This window comes from Shewanella sp. SP2S2-6 (assembly GCF_031931965.1).
GTDB classification, from domain to species: Bacteria; Pseudomonadota; Gammaproteobacteria; order Enterobacterales; family Shewanellaceae; genus Shewanella; species Shewanella baltica.
Map to the genome: position 1 here is coordinate 39,910 of NZ_JAUOEQ010000012.1, position 17,727 is coordinate 57,636.

The following is a 17,727-nucleotide window of genomic DNA, read 5'->3' on the forward strand; positions in this document are numbered from 1 at the left end:
AATGAGTCACGCCGATCCATCAGATGAAAATCAGGCGCGTGAAAATCAGCCACAAAAAAAGCGCCCTTAGGCGCTTTTTTGCTTCAGTTACGACAATTAAGCGTAAACGAAGTCAACATGTTCAATGATTGGCTTGAACACGTGGCGTTGCATAGCTTGTGCGCGTACACCCACTTCTTTACCATCAACAACGATAGTCAGAGTTGAAGTGTAGAAATCAGCGTTAGCTTGAATGTTGATGATATCTTTGTGATCAAAAACAATAGAAACTGGCTCTTTGCCTTGGCCATAAATAACAGCAGGAACTTTACCAGCATGGCGTAGGCGGCGGCTCGAACCTTTCCCTATTTCAGTGCGGGTTTGTGCTTGGATAGTGTAAGACATGTGTTTCTCACTTAAATTTAGAGTAAAAAGTTGCCGACATTTTCGACCAATGACGGCTCATATAAAGCGCGCGAATACTAACATAGATACCCAAGGCACACAAGAATCCTGCACCCCACCAATTTTTAAGCCGCTGCGTTAGTAAAAAAGGTAGCTATTTATCAAATTGAAGAACTTGTATCTTGACTGTTACAGCTGAGAAAAGGCTTTGATCTCAAACAAAAAACACGCGATCTAGATCACACTGGGAAATTAAGAAGCCTGATAAGCTCGGGCAAATTTCGATAACTGCTGTGTCAAAAAATGCGTCATGCACTATACCAGTTACAACAAGAAAACAGACTTTCATGCCAACTGGCCCGTGAACTCGTCTCACTTATCGAAACCGTTCCTTACCAGCAAAATACCCTCGAATTAAAATTTTTAGAATTGCTTGCCTGCACCCAACAGAAAAACCGCAGCTTGATTTTACTCATGCAGGTCATTGAGTCGGTCGACATTGAGTTACAAAGGCAAAGGCAGTATCAATTCTCACAACATTTGAGTTTATTGATTTGTGATTGGCAACAGCATAGAGAAATGAACAAGCTCAACCAGCAATTTATCCCGCTGCTGAGGCATTACCTGACAGAGTCTCAAACCCTAGAGCAAAGATTCTATCAACGAGTCCAACAACAAATCATTCAAGCTACCAATGTCGTACTGGCCCACAATCGACATGCACAAAGCCAGAGCTAGGATAGTAACCCACGCCTCCCAGTTTTAGTGATAAAGCCGCGTCTCTGAGGGTTTTAAGCTTAACGCTTGGGATCGCGATATCCATAGCCATACCGCGCATGTGATAACTCTTTTTTGCCACGCCGCCACTGTTGCTCGCTAGCATGGCATTGGTTTTGGGTGAACGGTAACCAGAAATCACATGGATTTCATCGTCGACATTCAACGTCGTTTTAAGTGAATAGAGTAAATCGAATAAACGTTTATCCATGGGCGCTGCCACATTCTGGCGATGGTCCCGCAGTAAATGATTAAAATCGTCTAATACCTTACTTTGATAATGACCATCAACCCAGTAACTGCCATCGTCGCGTTCACCGGTATGGCGATTAAACAAACTTAACTCACGGATCCCTTTGGTTGAACGACTGGCTACTGCTTTTGAGGGAATAAGAGAACATAATGCCACACCACTTAGGCCTAACAATAACTGCCTACGGGCAGGACATATCAAAGTCACATGATCACCTTTTGCATGCTTTTTGGTCACTAATCAAGCAAATTATACTGAATAGGCCCTAAGATCAAGTTTTGCCAACCCTATTCTGCCCACGATTTTAAAATGCTCTGCGAGTTCAATTTGTTATCTTAATTCTGCTTTATCGTGCAAAATCTTAATTGAGATCTAAAACCGTGGCAGGCACGGCATTCGTCAACTCAGCTTCTAAATGGTAAATGTCGCTACGGTATTGCTCTTGCCCACTGTCATCCAGCCATGCAGTCCAATACACCAGATGCACTGGCAGCTTTTGAGAAAGTGAAAACCACTGTGTCTCCGTTACATCTGGGGCTAATTTGTCCCATAAACGCTTATCTTTAACTAAATGTTCTTTAAACCACTGGGCTAATTCAGTGACTTTTTCAATCCGAATACAGCCTGATGATAGTGCCCTATCGTCCTTATTAAAGAGGCTTGGCTCAGAAGTGCCATGTAAATAGACACTGAAACTGTTATCAAAGTGGAACTTATATTTGCCTAATGCATTCTTCGCCCCTGGGCGTTGCACTAGCTGATAGGGAAACGAAGTGCTGGCTAAGTCCTGCCATTCTTCTGGCATGTGTTGCACTAGTTGGCCGTTATAGTCGTACACATCAAATTGGCGTTCATTAAGATAATGACCATTTCGCCTAATTTGCGGCAGGATATCTCGGCGTAAAATGCTGCTCGGCACTCGCCAACTGGGATTGAGGACCACGCTGGAAATCTGGCTATCCAGCAGCGGGGTTTGCCGTGAAGACTTGCCCACTATTACTTTGGAATTAAGCACTGTGGTGCCATTATCGACTAAGGTCATTTCAAAGGCAGGCACGTTAATCAGCAAGTAGCTTGGCTCCAACTTACGTTCAAACACTCGTTGCCGAATGGTATTTTTAGCCAGTAAGACAGCCCTCGCTTTTGGCGATTGATTCAGCCAATACATGGTCTGCTTACCAATCACCCCGTCTTGTTTTAACCCATGCCTGTGTTGAAAACGTTTAATACCAACCACCAATTCTTCGCTATAGACAAGGTTCGTTGTTGCTTCTGTTTCTAAATCACCCAAAAGCCACAAACGTTTAGCTATGATATCAAGGAGTGGATGGCTCATTCCGGCCGTTAACTTTTCATCCAACACTAAGGTTTCCCAAGGCTCAGTCGCCTGCAATTGCACTAAATGGGCGACTTGTTTTAGCACCCTTTGATATTGAGCATCCGTTGGAATAACGCTTAATACTGTGTCTACAGGTGCGCCGTTATTACATTGCGCAAAGGTCTTGATATAACGCCAGTAGCCCTTCACATCAGCTTTAACCCGCGCCACATCAACCGCTGATAAGGTATTTGGTGATAGCGTTAATTCACGATAATGCAGACCAAAAACAGGATTAACGCCCGCAAGATCCAGCAACAACACCTGTTGTACGAGTGCTGTAAGTGGCAAGACTGCATCGGGCTCAGCCGCTTTACCCTCTGTACTTGGCTGCACATGCTGCATGCTTGGCTGTACGCTAATACTGGGATCAGATGAAATGGCTTGAGTCTCGTCGGCGGCTATCGCCAACGTCGTTAACATAATAGGAAACCAGGCAATAACACTCAGCACTATCAGCCCAAAACGGCAATTCTTGGGTATTTGCTTAGTGTGCGATGCGCGTACAAAGCGGGGGAAATACTGGATTATCTTGTGCAATACCATAAATACTCCCTTCGCTATTTAAGGTCAGCTGAAAACCAGCGATCATGTCAGTCATGTAATACGACTATTCCATGGGGATCAGTGAATTACTAGGGGAAAACTGCAGATTATGAAAAGAAAAAATGCCACTGAGGTCGTCAGTGGCATTTTCATTATCATCATAACCAACTTCATTTGTGAGCAAATGCTGCGCTAATGATGGTTGGCTATGTGTTGATATTTGTTAGCAAAAAGACACCAGATCTTCTTCAACAAACTGCTCTGGTAATTTCTGCAAGCTACGTAACATCAAAGGATTCGCTAATACCATCGCCATTTCTTGGCGATTCAATACAGCTAATGCGCTCTGTTGGCAACGAGCCTCATGCACTTTCACATGCACTATCGCTTCCATCGCTTCAATCGGAGTCCCCGCAGCGCGCAAAGGCTGTTTATCTACCATAGCCAAATGCAATTCCATCAACTCAGGGTCTTTAAGTACCTGTGCTAATGTCCAAGGCTCAGCAATGTGTTCTTGGTAAGCGGCACGCGCTTCCTGTGCTTGCAAGCAAATCTTTGCAGGATTACGCTCTTCAGGTGTCGCAAGAATACCCGCACGCTTGAACACTTCGCCGATTTTAACAGAACCCGTCCAAGCTGAAATAGGCACGGCAATCCAGAGTCCAATCAACGCCGGACTCATCCAAGCTAACAAAGTCAAAGAATCCAAAATCGCCGCATAACCTAACATCACACCCGCCAGCATATGCCAGCGGTGACGATAGATTAGCGTCATCCAAGGCATACTGCCGTCATCACGACGTTGCGGCGACCAGCCACTGTCACGGCCCATCAGAATAGACATCACGGCACCACAATGGATAAACATCATGATAGGTGCGATCAGCGCTGAGAGTATGACCTCAAAAATAACACTGAATATTGCCTTAATCCGGCCACCCACACTACGAGCAAACTCGCCGTCTTTAAGCAATAACAAGACGCCGAATATTTTAGGACCGAACAAGACACCCATAGTAATGTAGAACAATCTCAATGCCCTATCAGAGTCCATGATGGGCCAAGTGGGGAACAGTGAAAATTGATCGGTGAAATATTCAGGTCGAATAAAGTGTGCCTGCAGGGCTAACATCAAACCGGTCAAAATCAACATCAACCAGAAAGGTGATGATAAATAGGCCATGATACCCGTCAGTAAATGCAAACGGCTCACCCAGTGCAAACCTTTGGTCGGCAAAATACGTGAATGCTGCAAGTTACCTTGACACCAGCGGCGATCACGCACGGCTAAGTCGATAATTGATGGTGGACATTCTTCGTATGAACCGGGCAAGTCATAGGCAATGACCACACTCCAGCCCGCACGGCGAATAAGTGCCGCTTCAACAAAGTCATGGCTCATGATATGGCCACCAAAAGGCGGCTTGCCCTTAAGGTTGGGTAATCCGGCCGCGGTCATGAAAGCTTCGGTACGAATAATGGCGTTGTGGCCCCAGAAGTTACCTTCTTTCTGTACCCACCAACCTAAACCAGTACCAATTACAGGACCATAAATCCGCGCCGCAAATTGCTGTAAACGCGCCATTAAAGTGGTGCCGTTGATCAGCGACGGAATGGTTTGAATTAAGCCCGCATCAGGGTCGGCCTGCATACGCTGGGCTAAACCTGTGATGGTTGATGATTCCATCAAGCTGTCGGCATCAAGCACTAACAAGTGATCATAGCGCGAGCCCCAACGGCGGCAGAAATCCGCCACGTTACCCGCTTTACGGGCGACGTTTTTACGACGACGACGGTAATACACACGCGAGTGTTTATGGGTTTCTTGACGTAACACCAAAAACGCCTGCTCTTCAAGTAAGGCGATATCGGGATCTGTGGTATCACTTAAGATAAACCAATCAAAAGCATGACCATGACCCGTTTGCGACAAGGTTTCTGCCATCACAGAAACCGCAGAGAATACCCTGTCAGGGGATTCGTTATAGGTAGGCATTAAGATCGCAGTGCGCGTATGCAGCTCAGTTACTTGCAGATCTTTTGCCCGCGGTTTGCGCAGCAAAATTAAAAAACCCGCAATACCACTACAAAACGCTAAGGCGATCCAACAAAAGTTAACCGCAAATAACGCCAACACGAGATATTCTAGTGGCGTAATTCCGCCAATACTAAATACCGCGCCCATTTCATAAATAGCGAATAAAGACAGTAATAAAGCACCGCCAACCACTAAGAAGCGGCGCGAAGCATGCGAACGTACTCCATTCGCCACTGTACTACGGCGAGGGAATCCCTCTGGCATCTTACTTAAATTTTGGGGTTCCATAGCGCCAGGCCGTTCATTAGGCATAGCACTACCACCCACGAGGACTTCCGTCTCGAGTACCGAGTTTTCGGATACAGTCATATCATGTTGCTCCGTCATGAACCTTACAGCGTCCAGCGATAGAGCCAGGTTTCAACCTGACGAGGAGTTGGGAACTTGAGTTCAGCGCGCAGTTCGATAAGTTCTTTATCTTCTGGCTCTAATTCAAAAGCTAAGCGATAGCCATTTTTGGCTGCATTACGGGCAATCACCACATTGGTGACCACACCACCAGACGCTTCTACTTTAGCAACTGGCATTTCATCTGTCATCGGACCTTCAATTTGATAGTCGACCACAAATAAACGTCTTGGTGTTGCTTTAGCGATATCAGCACGGCCACTGGCAGAGCGAGACACATGTACAGCACCGACTTTAGCCGCGGGTTCATCACCCCAGCTCATGCGATAGGCAAAATGGAATTCACTGCCCGCAGGAATAGGCTGACGAGGTTTCCAGTAGCTAACGATGTTGTCATGAATTTCAGACTCAGTCGGAATTTCAGTCAACACCACTGAACCTTGGCCCCAGTTGCCCACAGGCTCAATCCACAGACTTGGGCGACGTTCATAATGTGCTTCTAAATCTTGGTAAGAAGCATAATCACGCTCACGTTGGATCAAACCAAAACCCTGTGGCGAGTTGTCAGAAAACGCACTGACCTGTAATTGACGTGGGTTAGCCAATGGGCGCCATAAATGTTCACCACGGCCGTTTAACATCAATAAACCGTCAGAATCATGCACTTCAGGTCTAAAGTCATCGGTATCATGACGACCATTGAGTGAATGCAGGAACATGCTCGTGCTGGGTGCTAAACCAACTTTGCTCAGCTCAACTCGCGGAAACAGCGTCGCTTCAACGTCAATCAAAGTGTTATCACCAGGACGGACAGAGAAAGTATAAGCACCCGCCACACTTGGGCTATCTAGCAAGGCATGCACAACAATCAAGTTGCTGTCATTGTATGGACGTTCAACCCAAAAAGCGCGAAATATTGGGAATTCTTCCCCTTCGGCATCGGCGGTTTTTAACGCTAAACCACGTGAAGATAAACCATAGGCGTTACCTTTACCTAAAGCGCGGAAATAACTCGCACCTTGGAACACCATAAGTTCGTCAAACACACCGTTAGTATTCAGTTGGTTATGAATGCGAAAACCTGAGTAGCCAATGTCGTCATTGGGTAACGCTTGGGTAATCACTTCACCCGCGGTGAAATACTTAGGCTCGTAGGCCAAATGCGTTGCATTTTGTCCTTCCACAATCGCAATCTCAATCAGATCTTGGAAATAGAAGCCACGGTGGAACATTTGCATTTGAAAAGGCACGCCCTGATCACGCCAAATAGACGCAGTCGGGTTAAAACGAATATCACGGTATTCATCGTATGACAATTTAGCCAGGCCGGCCGGTAACGGGTCTTTAAGGGCCACATACGGTTTCGCTGCCAAACGTTTTGCAATCTTCACCACAGTATCGCTATCGAAAGCGCCTGTTTTAGTGAATCTCACTTGATTTTTTGTAGCGGGCTGAGAAATCACTTTCGGCGGAGTTACCACAGGAACTGTCTCGGCGGGTTTTGTCTCTTCAGCGTACGCGACACCAGACAGGGCGACAACAGCGCCTAGCGTCAGTGAACAAATGAGTGACGAATAAGGTTTGGACGATGGGCAACGCAACAAGCTAACCATAGATAGGTAACCTAAAAAATAAACTAAGAAATCAATGTTTTTTATGTATACAGTGAATTTTTTTCATCCTCGCTTAGGGGCGAAAAAAAACAGTTGCTTACATATCGCGAAAGATATCAGAAGGAGAAAAAAACTCATAAATAAAGATGCAGTTAACCCCTTCTACACAATACTATTTGAGAATAAGTTTATACCTAAAAGGAATATAAAAATAACATTATCATGCATATTTTTGCTTTCACAGTTACAAAAGCAGGTTAAGTGATCCAAATGCTACATTTTTGAAAGTAAAATGAGACTTTTTAAAGTCTCAACTTAGTGTGGATGATCTTAGATGAAAAAACGCAATTAGCGAACCAATCTGTTGGTAAACCTAAGGATTTTTTCTAAGATAACAGACAAACGCACAATTACACTCACCCAAATGTATCAAAACCACTGAGGTGATGTCACTTAAACTGCGGATCTATTTTAAGATGTTAACTTCTGAACTATTGCGGCAAAAAAAGAGTCACAGATAATCCGCCCAGCTCCCTTGGCGCTATCACTAAACGGCCTTGATGCAATTCAATGATGTGATGGCAGATAGACAAACCTAAACCCGCACCTATGCCTTCATTTTCATTCACACGATAAAAACGCTCAGTGGCATTAGCAATCTGCTCTTCTGTCATGCCTTGGCCGCGATCCGCGATACAGATACTAATCTCATCACCCTGTGAATGAGCCGACACTGAGATTTCTGATTCCTGCGGGCTGTATTTGCAGGCATTTTCGATAATATTTTTTAGCACCAGCAGCAGATAGAACCGATCGCAGGTCACGGTCAGCTGGGGCGCGATATCGATATTCCATTCATAATCGGTGATTTGTGGCATCAGTTGATTAAGCGCATCTTCAACCATGGGCAAGATAGCGTGGGATGACACATTGAGCTCATTTATCGAATCCACCCTCGCTAACACGAGTAACTGTTCAACGGTATGACTCATGTGCACCACGCCTGCATCAATCGCAGCTAGATGAAATTTCTGCTGTGGATCATCATCAATAAGGCTCTCTAAACCGTGTTGATGTAATTTAATCACAGATAATGGTGTTTTCAGTTCATGGGCGGCATCGGCGCTAAAACGGCGTTCACGGGCAATGAATCTAGCTATACTATTGATATATAAGTTTAATGCGCGTCGAACAGGTACGAGTTCTTTCGGTAGTGACATAGTCAGCGGCGTGAGATCGTTCGGCGCCCGCCCAATCAACTCCCTTTCGAAGGTTTTTAACGGCCGGAACAATAGATAAAACAATAGGCTAACGATAAGTAGTGTCAAAGGCACCACAATCAAGGGCACGATAACCGCGTTGTGCATGATTTGCGATACGAGCTCTTGGCGCACTTCATCCTGCTGAGCGGTGACAATCCAAACATGATTTTTAACCGAGAAAAAACTGAACACATGCCAGAGTTCACCTTCAAACACTTTCTTGTGATAACCCTGCACGAATCGGGTGATAGGTTGATGGCCAATATTGTCCGACAGCACTAAGGCTTCGCCCGCCTCACTCCAAATTTGAAACGCCAATTTATGCTCATAGGCGAGTTTCAGGGCATCGGCTTTTTCGGCAAAGGAACTGATCTGGCTATCGGGAACGTGGAGCACTTGCGGTCTTGCAGTACTCTGGGGCGTCGCACCGGGCTCAGTGTGATAAAACAGCTCCAGCATTTTTGCGGTTTGTAGCATTTGCGCATCAAAGAGTTCTTCTATTTGATGCTTAGAATCCCGAGTACTCAACCAGCTAGAGACAGCAACGGACACTGAAATACCTGACAAAATCAATAATGTCAGTACCAAACGCAGTGAATACACATCCAGCTCCTTTAATCGAATCACTTTGGTTTCCTAACGTTTTACCCTCAGCTAATCACTGAGGTATCAATACCCACAAACGTGAGTATTGTCACTTAATTCAGTGAATTAATTTATTTCAATCAAGGTATAGCCGATTCCGCGCACGGTTTTAATCAGCTCATTGGCGAGCTTTTTACGCAAATGATGAATGTGTACTTCAATCGAGTTGCTGCCGACTTCATCCCAACCATAGGTTAACTGTTCCAGTTGGCTGCGCGTCAATACACGACCCGCTGATTGTGCGAGTTCAAGCAATAACTGGAATTCACGCCGTGAAAGCAGCACATTTTGATCGCGAAAGGTCACTTCGCGGGTATTTAAATCTATACACAGCGCACCAATAATCAAACTGTTGTGATCGAGCCCGTACTGGCGTCTGACAATGGCGCGAATGCGCGCGGCCAATTCACGCACATCAAAAGGTTTACCGAGATAATCATCGGCGCCCATGTCTAAGCATTCGAGCTTAGTGTCAAAATCAGTATTGGCGGTCAGGACTATTGTAGGAATTGACACTCCCTGCTGACGCCAAGCTTTAAGTAACTCTTTACCGTTACCGTCGGGTAAACCCAGATCGAGCACTATGGCACTGAAGCTTTCATTTTTAACGCCCTGTAATGCTTGCTGATAACTATTAAGGTGATCAACCTGCATGCCCAGCTTTGCCAAACTCAAGCAAATCCCTTGGGCTAATAACTCATTGTCTTCAACCAACATAATACGCATTCAATGTCCTTAACAGAGCCTTTTAAAAGAACCCTTAACGGAAAATACTAAACTTAACATCTTGTTGCTGTAAAAAATCTTCCGCATCTTGGCCCTGTAACATGGCCATAGTCGCCAGCATTCCTGCGGTCACACAATTTGGTCCTAACACAGTCACGGAGCGCGGCGCCTGGACGACGGGATAGCCAGTACGTGGATCGACAATATGGCCGTAACGCTTTCCATGGACTTCAAAAAACCGCCGGGTATCACCGCTAGTCGCTAATGCACCCTGACTGATCGCCAGTACATTAGCCGCGTGATCGAGGTGTTGTGGATCTTCAATGCCCACCTGCCATGGGTACTCTTTGGGCACAGGACAGGCGATATCGCCACCAAAATTCACTAGCACAGGAATATCTGGATAACATTCAGCCAACTCGTAGGCGACTCTATCAACCGCATATTCCTTAGCTACGCCACCAAAATCCAATTTCATCCCCGTTGGCATCTCAATATGGCGCGAATCAAACTCGATACGATCAAACCCCACTAAGGCTTTCGCGGCAAGAATGCGGGCATGTTCGGGCAACTGGGCTTTGGGATCAAAACGCCACAGCTCCATTAACGGCCCTGCAGAAATATCAAAGAGTCCGTCACTGAGCTGAAAACATTGTTTAGCAAAAGCCAACAACTGCCAGGTTTCTTCATCGATAAGCTGCTTATGACCATTGGCATGATTTAATTGCCACAGACAATTCTGCGCAATAAAGCGACTGTACTTATGCTCGATACGCAGCGCCTCAGTGACAGCCATATCCAACATATCATCGGCAATATCGAGTTGATCGCATGCGATGAGAATTTCACAGGGACTCGCCATGGCCCTAAATTCGCCCAGATAACCCCAATCACGGCGTTGCAGCGAATAAAGTGCGGTTTTTAGGGATGATGTCGACATCATAAATCACCTCTTCACATGGCATCCCACTGGAATTCAGCTCAAATAAGCTCAGGGAAAAATTAAGTATGGGTAGCTAAGCTACCCATACAGTTTAACGCCTTGCTATCTGAGTCAGTAGCATTATTTCGTATTAAAAAGAATAACTAAACTGTGCTGTTATCGCCTTCTGCGTCGGGAACAGATCAAAGTTTTGCAGCTCTCCAGGAATAGTCGTACCGTTATTTTTCGGATCCTGTTGGTAATATTCTAAGCGATACGACATCTCATGACCGCCCGATAATCGATGACCAAATTTAATCCCTATCGTATAAGCCGACATATCACCGATACGATAATCGGCACTGGCAAACTCTGGCAATGGCGTATCCGCCATCAAGAAAGGTTGATAGAAGTTAGCCGCCGTTTGCTGGTAATAACGTAGATGCAATTGACCGTAAAAATTGCCCGTAAAGTAATAACGGTAATGGGTTTCTAAGGTGTGCGACTTGAGATCCCAATCATCAGTATTATAACGATAGGAAAAATCCACCACGCCCGCATCCAACGCGCCTTTAGTCATCACATAGAAGCTATGCTTCAAGCGAGAATCGGGGCGGCTTTCATACAAGAGATCCTGAGTGATGCCATTGTTATCCACCACACTGAGTACTTTATAGGGATCGGTTAAATAGCCATTCACACTCGATAAACCATAATTGGCCTGCAACAACCAGCGCTGGCTCAGTACTTGGGTGATGCCTAGCATCACATCGGCGGTTTGCTTGTTATCGCTGCCACTTTGACGAGTCGCATCAAATGCGCTGCGGTATGCTTCTTCACTGGCGAAGTTATCGCGAACCGCCATTGAGGATAAATCTACCGGACGTCCACCGACAGGATCGACCACATCGAAGCTGTAAGCTGTGCCTAAAAATAACGTCGTGTTGTCTTTATTGAAGCCGCGTTCAATACTGGCATTGAGCCCCATTGACATATAATCAAACTCTTTCGAGCCATATGCGCCAACATTGAGTTTCCAATCTGGTGTTAGCACTTCACTCCAACCGACATTGGCTTGTACGCGAGTATCGTGAAACGTGTCATCGAGCGGTGTATCGCCCGCTGCCACACTGTATTGGCCATTGCCCGAAGGACGAGTAAAGGTTTGGCTGCTACTTTGGGCCACAGCGCCCGAAGCCGAGGCACCGGTTAAGCTATCGACCACCAATTTGAGATCCAGCACGCTATCATCGCCAAAGGCTTTTTGCGCTGTACCTATGGCTTCAACGGCCTGCACTCTATCCTGCTCACCGTAATACATTAGCGCAGCATCGACCTTCCAGTCGTCAGCTTTTTTAGATAATTCAGTCGCGTGGCCACTGGTGGCAAACAGCCCACAACTGGCTAAGGCTAACGCACCCGCAATCTGTTTCGATTGTCTTGCATTTATTTGATTGTTTTTTTGGGTCATAGCTGACAACACCTGTAGGTCACTTTTATCTATTCAATACCGCGGGATTTCGCCCGTGATTTAAGCACATCTGCGCGTTACATTTGTGCGTTACATCTAAGGGCAACTAACACCAACGGAGAGTTTAGTTACAGCCACATCCACCACCAGCAAAGGCACGGCCACCGCTACTGCCTTCTTTACTAAAATAAATATGATCATCGAGCGCCAGATCGAGCTTTTCACTGTCGAGCGCCATATCGCTGCGGGCCAACTGGCCTTTCTCCCATGGCTGCACCCCTAAATTTGAACAACCACTCAAACCTATAATGAGTGTGACTGCGACTAATGCGGGTTTAAGCATAAATTACTCCTTCAGTAAATTGACGAGTTCTTGCTCGTATTCAGCGGCTTTATCGGTATAAAAACCAACATGGTGCTGCACTAGCTGACCTTGGCGATTGAACATAAAACTGCTCGGCATACCGAGCAAATCGAAACTGCGCGCCACATCTCCTTCGGGATTGAAACGCACTGAAAAATTGGCGGGGACTTGTTTTAAGAATTCTTGGGCTAACTCGTTATCTGTATCTAGGTTGATTGCCACGACGGCCAAACCTTGATCTTGATACTTTGTTTGGATCTCATTCATCCAAGGAAAAGATTTACGGCAAGGCCCACACCAAGAAGCCCAAAAATCGACATAGACGACTTTACCTTTAAACTCACTCAGAGAAACAGCTTGGTTTTGCGCGTTAAACACTTGGTGATCCAACGACGGCGCGGCTTGTACGCCAGCGGCCATTAAACTGAATAACAACCATATTTTCTTCATAGCATATTCCGCATTAACGATTACCTTTGAATCTATTAACTGAATCTTAAGGTTTTCTTAAACAAGCTGATATAAGTCCAATTAAGCCGTATGCACAGACTCCCCCACTTAAGGTCGGCATTATCAACAGCGCAACCTTAATAACATGAACGCCGATTAAGTGACCGATTTCATCCAAAATGGCAAATATGAGACATTTTGTCCCATTAGAAAAAGTGAAATTAGATCTGCGTCATGTTAATTAAATGTCAAATTCAGTTCTATCACATCTCTTGAAAATTCTTGATATACATCAAGAATCTTTACACTCCAACGGCCTAAACTGACCCTGTCAATTATGTAAACCCTTACCAATTTACATTTAAATAACAAAAAAGGTTGACCCATGGACACACATGCAGCCCTATATGAACAGGGAAAGGCGCGCTTAGATGCGTTACGCCAATTCGCTCCCCGTCAACAACAATCGCTGATTGAAAAAATGCAACAGCACGGCATTAGTCGCCGTGATTTTATGAAGTGGAGTGCCATGGTGACGAGCATGCTCGCATTGCCGCTCCCTTTTAGTAACTTAGTAGCCGAAGCTGCCGAATTAGCCGACCGTGTACCCTTAATCTGGTTACACATGGCCGAATGTACTGGCTGCTCAGAATCCTTAATTCGTACCGATACCCCCAATCTAGATTCGCTGATTTTCGATCATATCTCCTTGGAATATCACGAAACCTTAATGGCTGCTGCGGGTTGGCAAGCCGAAGAAAACCTCGAAAATGCACTCGAAACCTACAAGGGCCGCTATTTACTGGCCGTTGAAGGGGCAATTCCGACCGCCAATAACGGCAGCTTCCTCACTGTGGGCTGTAAAGGTCACACAGGATTAGAAATCATCAAACATGCTGCAGAAGGCGCCGCCGCGATTATCTCTGTCGGCACTTGTGCGGCGTTTGGTGGCGTGCAAGCTGCCTATCCAAACCCAACGGGGGCGAAAGGCGTGCACGAAGTGGTCAGTAAACCCGTCATTAACTTAGGCGGTTGCCCACCGAGCGAAAAGAACATAGTCGGCACTTTGATGTACTTCATCATGTTCGGCAAATTACCTGCGCTGGACATGTTTAACAGACCAAAATGGGCTTACGGCGCACGGGTACACGATAACTGTGAACGTCGCGGCCGCTTTGATGCCGGTGAATTCGTTGAAGAATTTGGCGATCACGGCGCGAAAGAAGGCTACTGCCTGTATAAAGTCGGTTGTAAAGGTCCTTACACCTACAACAACTGCCCAACCGAGCGCTTTAACCATCACACTAGCTGGCCAGTACTCGCTGGACACGGTTGTATGGGTTGCTCAGAACCTAACTTCTGGGACGATATGGCTGACTTTGAAAAACCCCTTGGCCGTCAACTCCTCCATGGATTGGATGCGACCGCAGATACTATTGGTGCGGTGATTTTAGGCGCGACTGTGGTGGGCATTGGAGCCCATGCCGTTGCCAGTATTTTTGCCAAACCGCTGGAGGAATAACCCATGAGCAAGCGCGTTGTTATTGACCCTATCACACGTATCGAGGGTCACTTACGTATCGAAGTCGAAGTTGATGAAAATAACGTCATCAACAAGGCTTGGTCATCCTCCACACTTTGGCGCGGTATTGAAGTCATTCTCAAAGGCCGCACGCCTATGGATGTTGGCCTTATTGTGCAACGTATCTGTGGCGTATGTACCTATTCCCACTACCGCTGCGGTACTGAAGCGGTTGAGAACGCTCTGGGAATTCAAATTCCATTGAACGCGAGATACTTACGTTCATTAATGCAAACCTCTTTATACATGCACGACCATATTGTGCATTTCTACCATCTACACGGCTTAGATTGGGTTGATGTGGTTTCTGCACTGAGCGCCGATCCTGCTAAAGCGGCACAAGTTGCCCTGAAATACACAGACCATCCCATAGCCGCGGGTGAAGGTGATTTAAGAGCCGTGCAAGAAAGAGTCAAAGGCTTCGTCGAAACCGGTAAATTGGGCCCCTTTGCCAACGCTTATTGGGGCAATGGCACCTATAAGTTTACTCCAGAGCAAAACCTTATCGCACTTTCTCACTACCTTAAAGCACTTGAAGTACAACGTGTTGCGGCGGAAATGCTGGCCATCTTTGGCGGTAAATCTCCACATCCACAATCCGTTGTTGTTGGTGGTGTGACGTCGGTGCGTGACATGTTAAGCCCTGCTCGCCTGCAGGAATGGAAGCAAAAACATGCGACCGTGACTGACTTTATCCTGCGTGCTTATCAAGCGGATATCGTAATGGCGGCCGAAGCCTTTGGTACTGAGCCAAGCGTGCTGGGCGGCGTGAATGTGAAAAACTTCATGGCGACCGATGACTTTGTGTTAGCAAATGGCGAATACATGTTCAATCAAGGCGTGATCATGAATGGCGACCTTGCCGGTGTCAGCGATGTAAACCCAGATCTGATTGCTGAAGACGTTAGCCATGCTTGGTATAGCGCCGATGCGCCGCAGCATCCCTATGACGGTACCACCATCCCCAATTATACCGGTTTTGTTGAACGCGATACCGTCTATGGCAAGCTGCCAACACTGGATGGCGATGGCAAATACTCTTGGGTGAAATCCCCCCGTTATCAAGGTGAACCTGTCGAAGTGGGCCCATTAGCCTGCCTATTGGTGAGCTATGCCCGTGGTAACAAAGTGGTTGTCGATTCGGTCAATGCCCTGCTTGCTCGCACTGGCTTACCCGTTGCCGCCCTATTTACCACTTTAGGTCGCACCGCTGCCCGTATGTTACAGACAGTTATCGTCGCCCAAGAAGGATTAAAAACCTTCGATGCGCTGCTGACGAATATCCAGTCTGATGAATCAACTTATGTAAAACCCAATATCGACCCGAGCAAAGAGTACATAGGTCACGCCATGATTGAGGCGCCACGCGGCATGTTAAGCCACTGGATCCGCATTAAAAATGGAGTGATTGAGAACTATCAAGCCGTAGTACCGACGACCTGGAACGCAGGACCTGTGGATGCCAACGGTAAAATGGGTCCCTATGAAGCCTCTTTAATTGGCTTGAAACTGGAAGATCCTACTAAGCCCCTTGAGGTGATACGTATTATTCACTCATTTGACCCTTGCATGGCGTGTTCTGTACACGTGATGGATTTTAAAGGTCAGGCATTGAGCGAGTTCCGTGTCAGTCCCAATGGTCAATAATCGAGGGAGGGAACGCAAAATGAACCATTCTGCAACCCGCATTCGGACACTGGTTTTTAGTCCGGCAATACGGATTTTCCACTGGCTCAGGGCACTATCAATTTTAGTGCTAGTGATCACCGGATTCTATATTGCTTGGCCGTTTCTTGTGGCGCCTGAAAGTACGGATGTGCTCGTACAAGGCTGGATCCGCTTCGCGCATCTGATCTGCGGTTTTGTATTGACCGCGATCACCTTAGTCCGCTTCTACCTGTATTTTTTCAGTCGAAGCGACATTGAGCGGCGCTCATTTCGCGATGTGATGAGTGTAAAAAGCTGGATCACTCAGCTGAAATCTTACTTATGGATGGGTCACTTACATAAAGCGGGTGTATATGGACCGCTGCAATTTGTGACTTATGTAGCAATCTCACTGGTCGCTCTCGTGATATGTATAACGGGTCTGGTGTTGTACGCCAATGTGTATCACCAAGGTTTAGGTGGGATGCTTTGGGGCAGCGCCGCTTGGATTACGGCACAAATGGGTGGGCTGGCACAGGTTAGGATTTTCCATCACTACTTAACTTGGGCATTTGTTATCTTTGTGGTTATCCACGTCTATATGGCGGTTTGGTCAGGGATACGCTTCAAACATAACTCAGTTGACTCGATTGTCTCTGGCTATGACTACCCAAAGCCAGACTCACACCACTAGGAGTCCAATGAAGATATTGCTACTCGGTATTGGCAATGTCCTGTACGCCGATGAAGGCATCGGCGTACATTTTGTCAATTATATAGCTGATAATTATCAGTTTACCCATGAGTCTCACCAGCTGAAGCTGCTCGATGGCGGCACCTTGGCTCAGGGACTCATTCCCATTATTTGCCAATATGATTATTTAATCGTGGTCGATACTGTCAATGCCAATGGCGTAGAAGCGGGCGAGGTCTACTTCTTCGATTTTGATAAGGCTCCGAAGGAAATCGACTGGCAAGGCAGCGCCCATGAAGTCGAAATGCTGCAAACCCTCAATATGATGGAAATGGTTGGCGACAGACCTAAGACCTTTGTGCTGGGCGTCACCCCAACCGTGCTCGAACCTATGGTGCTGGGTTTGACCCCTAAAGTCGCCGCCGCAGTGCCGTTAATGGAATCAAGCTTGTTATCCCACTTAGCCTCCCTTGGGTTCACTGCGACGCGTATTGCCGATCACAGTATCGACTCGCTGATCCCTGACTCTTATAAACGCGGCGTTACTACTGGTGAAAGTATATAGAA

Annotated in this window: 16 protein-coding genes; 5 read left to right on the forward strand and 11 right to left on the reverse strand. The window is 46.4% G+C overall.

All coding sequences use genetic code 11. From position 1 onward, the window contains the following. Positions 1-96: 96 nt before the first annotated feature. Complete coding sequence (gene rplY, locus Q4Q57_RS10475; RefSeq protein ID WP_028760163.1) at positions 97-384, reverse strand: 50S ribosomal protein L25; 288 nt, start codon at positions 382-384, stop codon at positions 97-99. A 303-nt stretch (positions 385-687) separates the two neighbouring features. On the opposite strand from rplY, the gene Q4Q57_RS10480 reads away from it, so the two are divergent. After that, on the forward strand, positions 688-1,122 hold the full coding sequence (locus tag Q4Q57_RS10480; protein ID WP_311890783.1) for a hypothetical protein: 435 nt from the start codon (positions 688-690) through the stop codon (positions 1,120-1,122). On the opposite strand, the gene Q4Q57_RS10485 is transcribed toward Q4Q57_RS10480, so the two are convergent. From Q4Q57_RS10485 to Q4Q57_RS10530, 10 genes are all read right to left on the reverse strand, one after another. After that, positions 1,073-1,621: a DUF882 domain-containing protein gene (locus Q4Q57_RS10485; protein WP_311890784.1), complete on the reverse strand. Its 549-nt coding sequence runs from the start codon at positions 1,619-1,621 to the stop codon at positions 1,073-1,075. The genes Q4Q57_RS10480 and Q4Q57_RS10485 overlap by 50 nt on opposite strands. 154 nt (positions 1,622-1,775) lie before the next feature. After that, positions 1,776-3,338, reverse strand: a complete 1,563-nt coding sequence (locus tag Q4Q57_RS10490) for a L,D-transpeptidase family protein (protein ID WP_311890785.1) — start codon at positions 3,336-3,338, stop codon at positions 1,776-1,778. A gap of 223 nt (positions 3,339-3,561) precedes the next feature. Beyond that, complete coding sequence (mdoH, locus tag Q4Q57_RS10495; RefSeq protein ID WP_311890786.1) at positions 3,562-5,745, reverse strand: glucans biosynthesis glucosyltransferase MdoH; 2,184 nt, start codon at positions 5,743-5,745, stop codon at positions 3,562-3,564. A 23-nt stretch (positions 5,746-5,768) separates the two neighbouring features. Beyond that, on the reverse strand, positions 5,769-7,397 hold the full coding sequence (locus Q4Q57_RS10500) for a glucan biosynthesis protein G (protein WP_011846652.1): 1,629 nt from the start codon (positions 7,395-7,397) through the stop codon (positions 5,769-5,771). 491 nt (positions 7,398-7,888) lie between these two features. Beyond that, positions 7,889-9,286, reverse strand: a complete 1,398-nt coding sequence (locus tag Q4Q57_RS10505; RefSeq protein ID WP_311890787.1) for an ATP-binding protein — start codon at positions 9,284-9,286, stop codon at positions 7,889-7,891. A gap of 84 nt (positions 9,287-9,370) precedes the next feature. Continuing rightward, positions 9,371-10,030, reverse strand: coding sequence for a response regulator transcription factor (locus tag Q4Q57_RS10510; RefSeq protein ID WP_006081389.1), 660 nt, complete (start codon positions 10,028-10,030; stop codon positions 9,371-9,373). A 34-nt stretch (positions 10,031-10,064) separates the two neighbouring features. Next, the gene (locus Q4Q57_RS10515) at positions 10,065-10,973 is read right to left on the reverse strand and encodes an FAD:protein FMN transferase (protein ID WP_311890788.1); all 909 of its coding nucleotides are present in this window, start codon (positions 10,971-10,973) and stop codon (positions 10,065-10,067) included. A gap of 130 nt (positions 10,974-11,103) precedes the next feature. Further along, complete coding sequence (locus Q4Q57_RS10520; RefSeq protein WP_220775983.1) at positions 11,104-12,423, reverse strand: DUF3570 domain-containing protein; 1,320 nt, start codon at positions 12,421-12,423, stop codon at positions 11,104-11,106. Between the two features lie 124 nt (positions 12,424-12,547). Beyond that, positions 12,548-12,766 carry a DUF4266 domain-containing protein gene (locus Q4Q57_RS10525; protein ID WP_220775984.1) on the reverse strand — a complete coding sequence of 73 codons (219 nt, stop codon included), beginning with the start codon at positions 12,764-12,766 and terminating at the stop codon, positions 12,548-12,550. 3 nt (positions 12,767-12,769) lie between these two features. Then, on the reverse strand, positions 12,770-13,237 hold the full coding sequence (locus tag Q4Q57_RS10530) for a TlpA disulfide reductase family protein (RefSeq protein WP_300477610.1): 468 nt from the start codon (positions 13,235-13,237) through the stop codon (positions 12,770-12,772). 385 nt (positions 13,238-13,622) lie between these two features. Between Q4Q57_RS10530 and hyaA the strand changes: the two genes are divergently transcribed. From hyaA to Q4Q57_RS10550, 4 genes are read left to right on the forward strand one after another with little or no spacing between them, the layout of a single operon-like run. Continuing rightward, on the forward strand, positions 13,623-14,759 hold the full coding sequence (gene hyaA / locus Q4Q57_RS10535) for a nickel-dependent hydrogenase small subunit (protein ID WP_006081384.1): 1,137 nt from the start codon (positions 13,623-13,625) through the stop codon (positions 14,757-14,759). 3 nt (positions 14,760-14,762) lie between these two features. Next, entirely contained in the window at positions 14,763-16,466 is a 1,704-nt protein-coding gene (hyaB, locus tag Q4Q57_RS10540) for a nickel-dependent hydrogenase large subunit (RefSeq protein ID WP_311890789.1), read from the forward strand. Positions 16,467-16,485: 19 nt separating this feature from the next. Beyond that, on the forward strand, positions 16,486-17,160 hold the full coding sequence (gene cybH / locus Q4Q57_RS10545) for a Ni/Fe-hydrogenase, b-type cytochrome subunit (RefSeq protein ID WP_006081382.1): 675 nt from the start codon (positions 16,486-16,488) through the stop codon (positions 17,158-17,160). A gap of 7 nt (positions 17,161-17,167) precedes the next feature. Then, positions 17,168-17,725, forward strand: a complete 558-nt coding sequence (locus Q4Q57_RS10550; protein ID WP_006086407.1) for a HyaD/HybD family hydrogenase maturation endopeptidase — start codon at positions 17,168-17,170, stop codon at positions 17,723-17,725. Positions 17,726-17,727 lie beyond the last annotated feature (2 nt).

Bases quoted from the DNA above. Each gene is read 5' to 3' on its own strand.
- rplY (WP_028760163.1), bottom strand. From the start codon at position 384: ATGTCTTACACTATCCAAGCACAAACCCGCACTGAAATAGGGAAAGGT.
- Q4Q57_RS10480 (WP_311890783.1), top strand. From the start codon at position 688: ATGCGTCATGCACTATACCAGTTACAACAAGAAAACAGACTTTCATGC.
- Q4Q57_RS10490 (WP_311890785.1), bottom strand. From the start codon at position 3,338: ATGGTATTGCACAAGATAATCCAGTATTTCCCCCGCTTTGTACGCGCA.
- mdoH (WP_311890786.1), bottom strand. From the start codon at position 5,745: ATGACTGTATCCGAAAACTCGGTACTCGAGACGGAAGTCCTCGTGGGT.
- Q4Q57_RS10500 (WP_011846652.1), bottom strand. From the start codon at position 7,397: ATGGTTAGCTTGTTGCGTTGCCCATCGTCCAAACCTTATTCGTCACTC.
- Q4Q57_RS10510 (WP_006081389.1), bottom strand. From the start codon at position 10,030: ATGCGTATTATGTTGGTTGAAGACAATGAGTTATTAGCCCAAGGGATT.
- Q4Q57_RS10515 (WP_311890788.1), bottom strand. From the start codon at position 10,973: ATGATGTCGACATCATCCCTAAAAACCGCACTTTATTCGCTGCAACGC.
- Q4Q57_RS10520 (WP_220775983.1), bottom strand. From the start codon at position 12,423: ATGACCCAAAAAAACAATCAAATAAATGCAAGACAATCGAAACAGATT.
- Q4Q57_RS10525 (WP_220775984.1), bottom strand. From the start codon at position 12,766: ATGCTTAAACCCGCATTAGTCGCAGTCACACTCATTATAGGTTTGAGT.
- Q4Q57_RS10530 (WP_300477610.1), bottom strand. From the start codon at position 13,237: ATGAAGAAAATATGGTTGTTATTCAGTTTAATGGCCGCTGGCGTACAA.
- hyaA (WP_006081384.1), top strand. From the start codon at position 13,623: ATGGACACACATGCAGCCCTATATGAACAGGGAAAGGCGCGCTTAGAT.
- hyaB (WP_311890789.1), top strand. From the start codon at position 14,763: ATGAGCAAGCGCGTTGTTATTGACCCTATCACACGTATCGAGGGTCAC.
- cybH (WP_006081382.1), top strand. From the start codon at position 16,486: ATGAACCATTCTGCAACCCGCATTCGGACACTGGTTTTTAGTCCGGCA.
- Q4Q57_RS10550 (WP_006086407.1), top strand. From the start codon at position 17,168: ATGAAGATATTGCTACTCGGTATTGGCAATGTCCTGTACGCCGATGAA.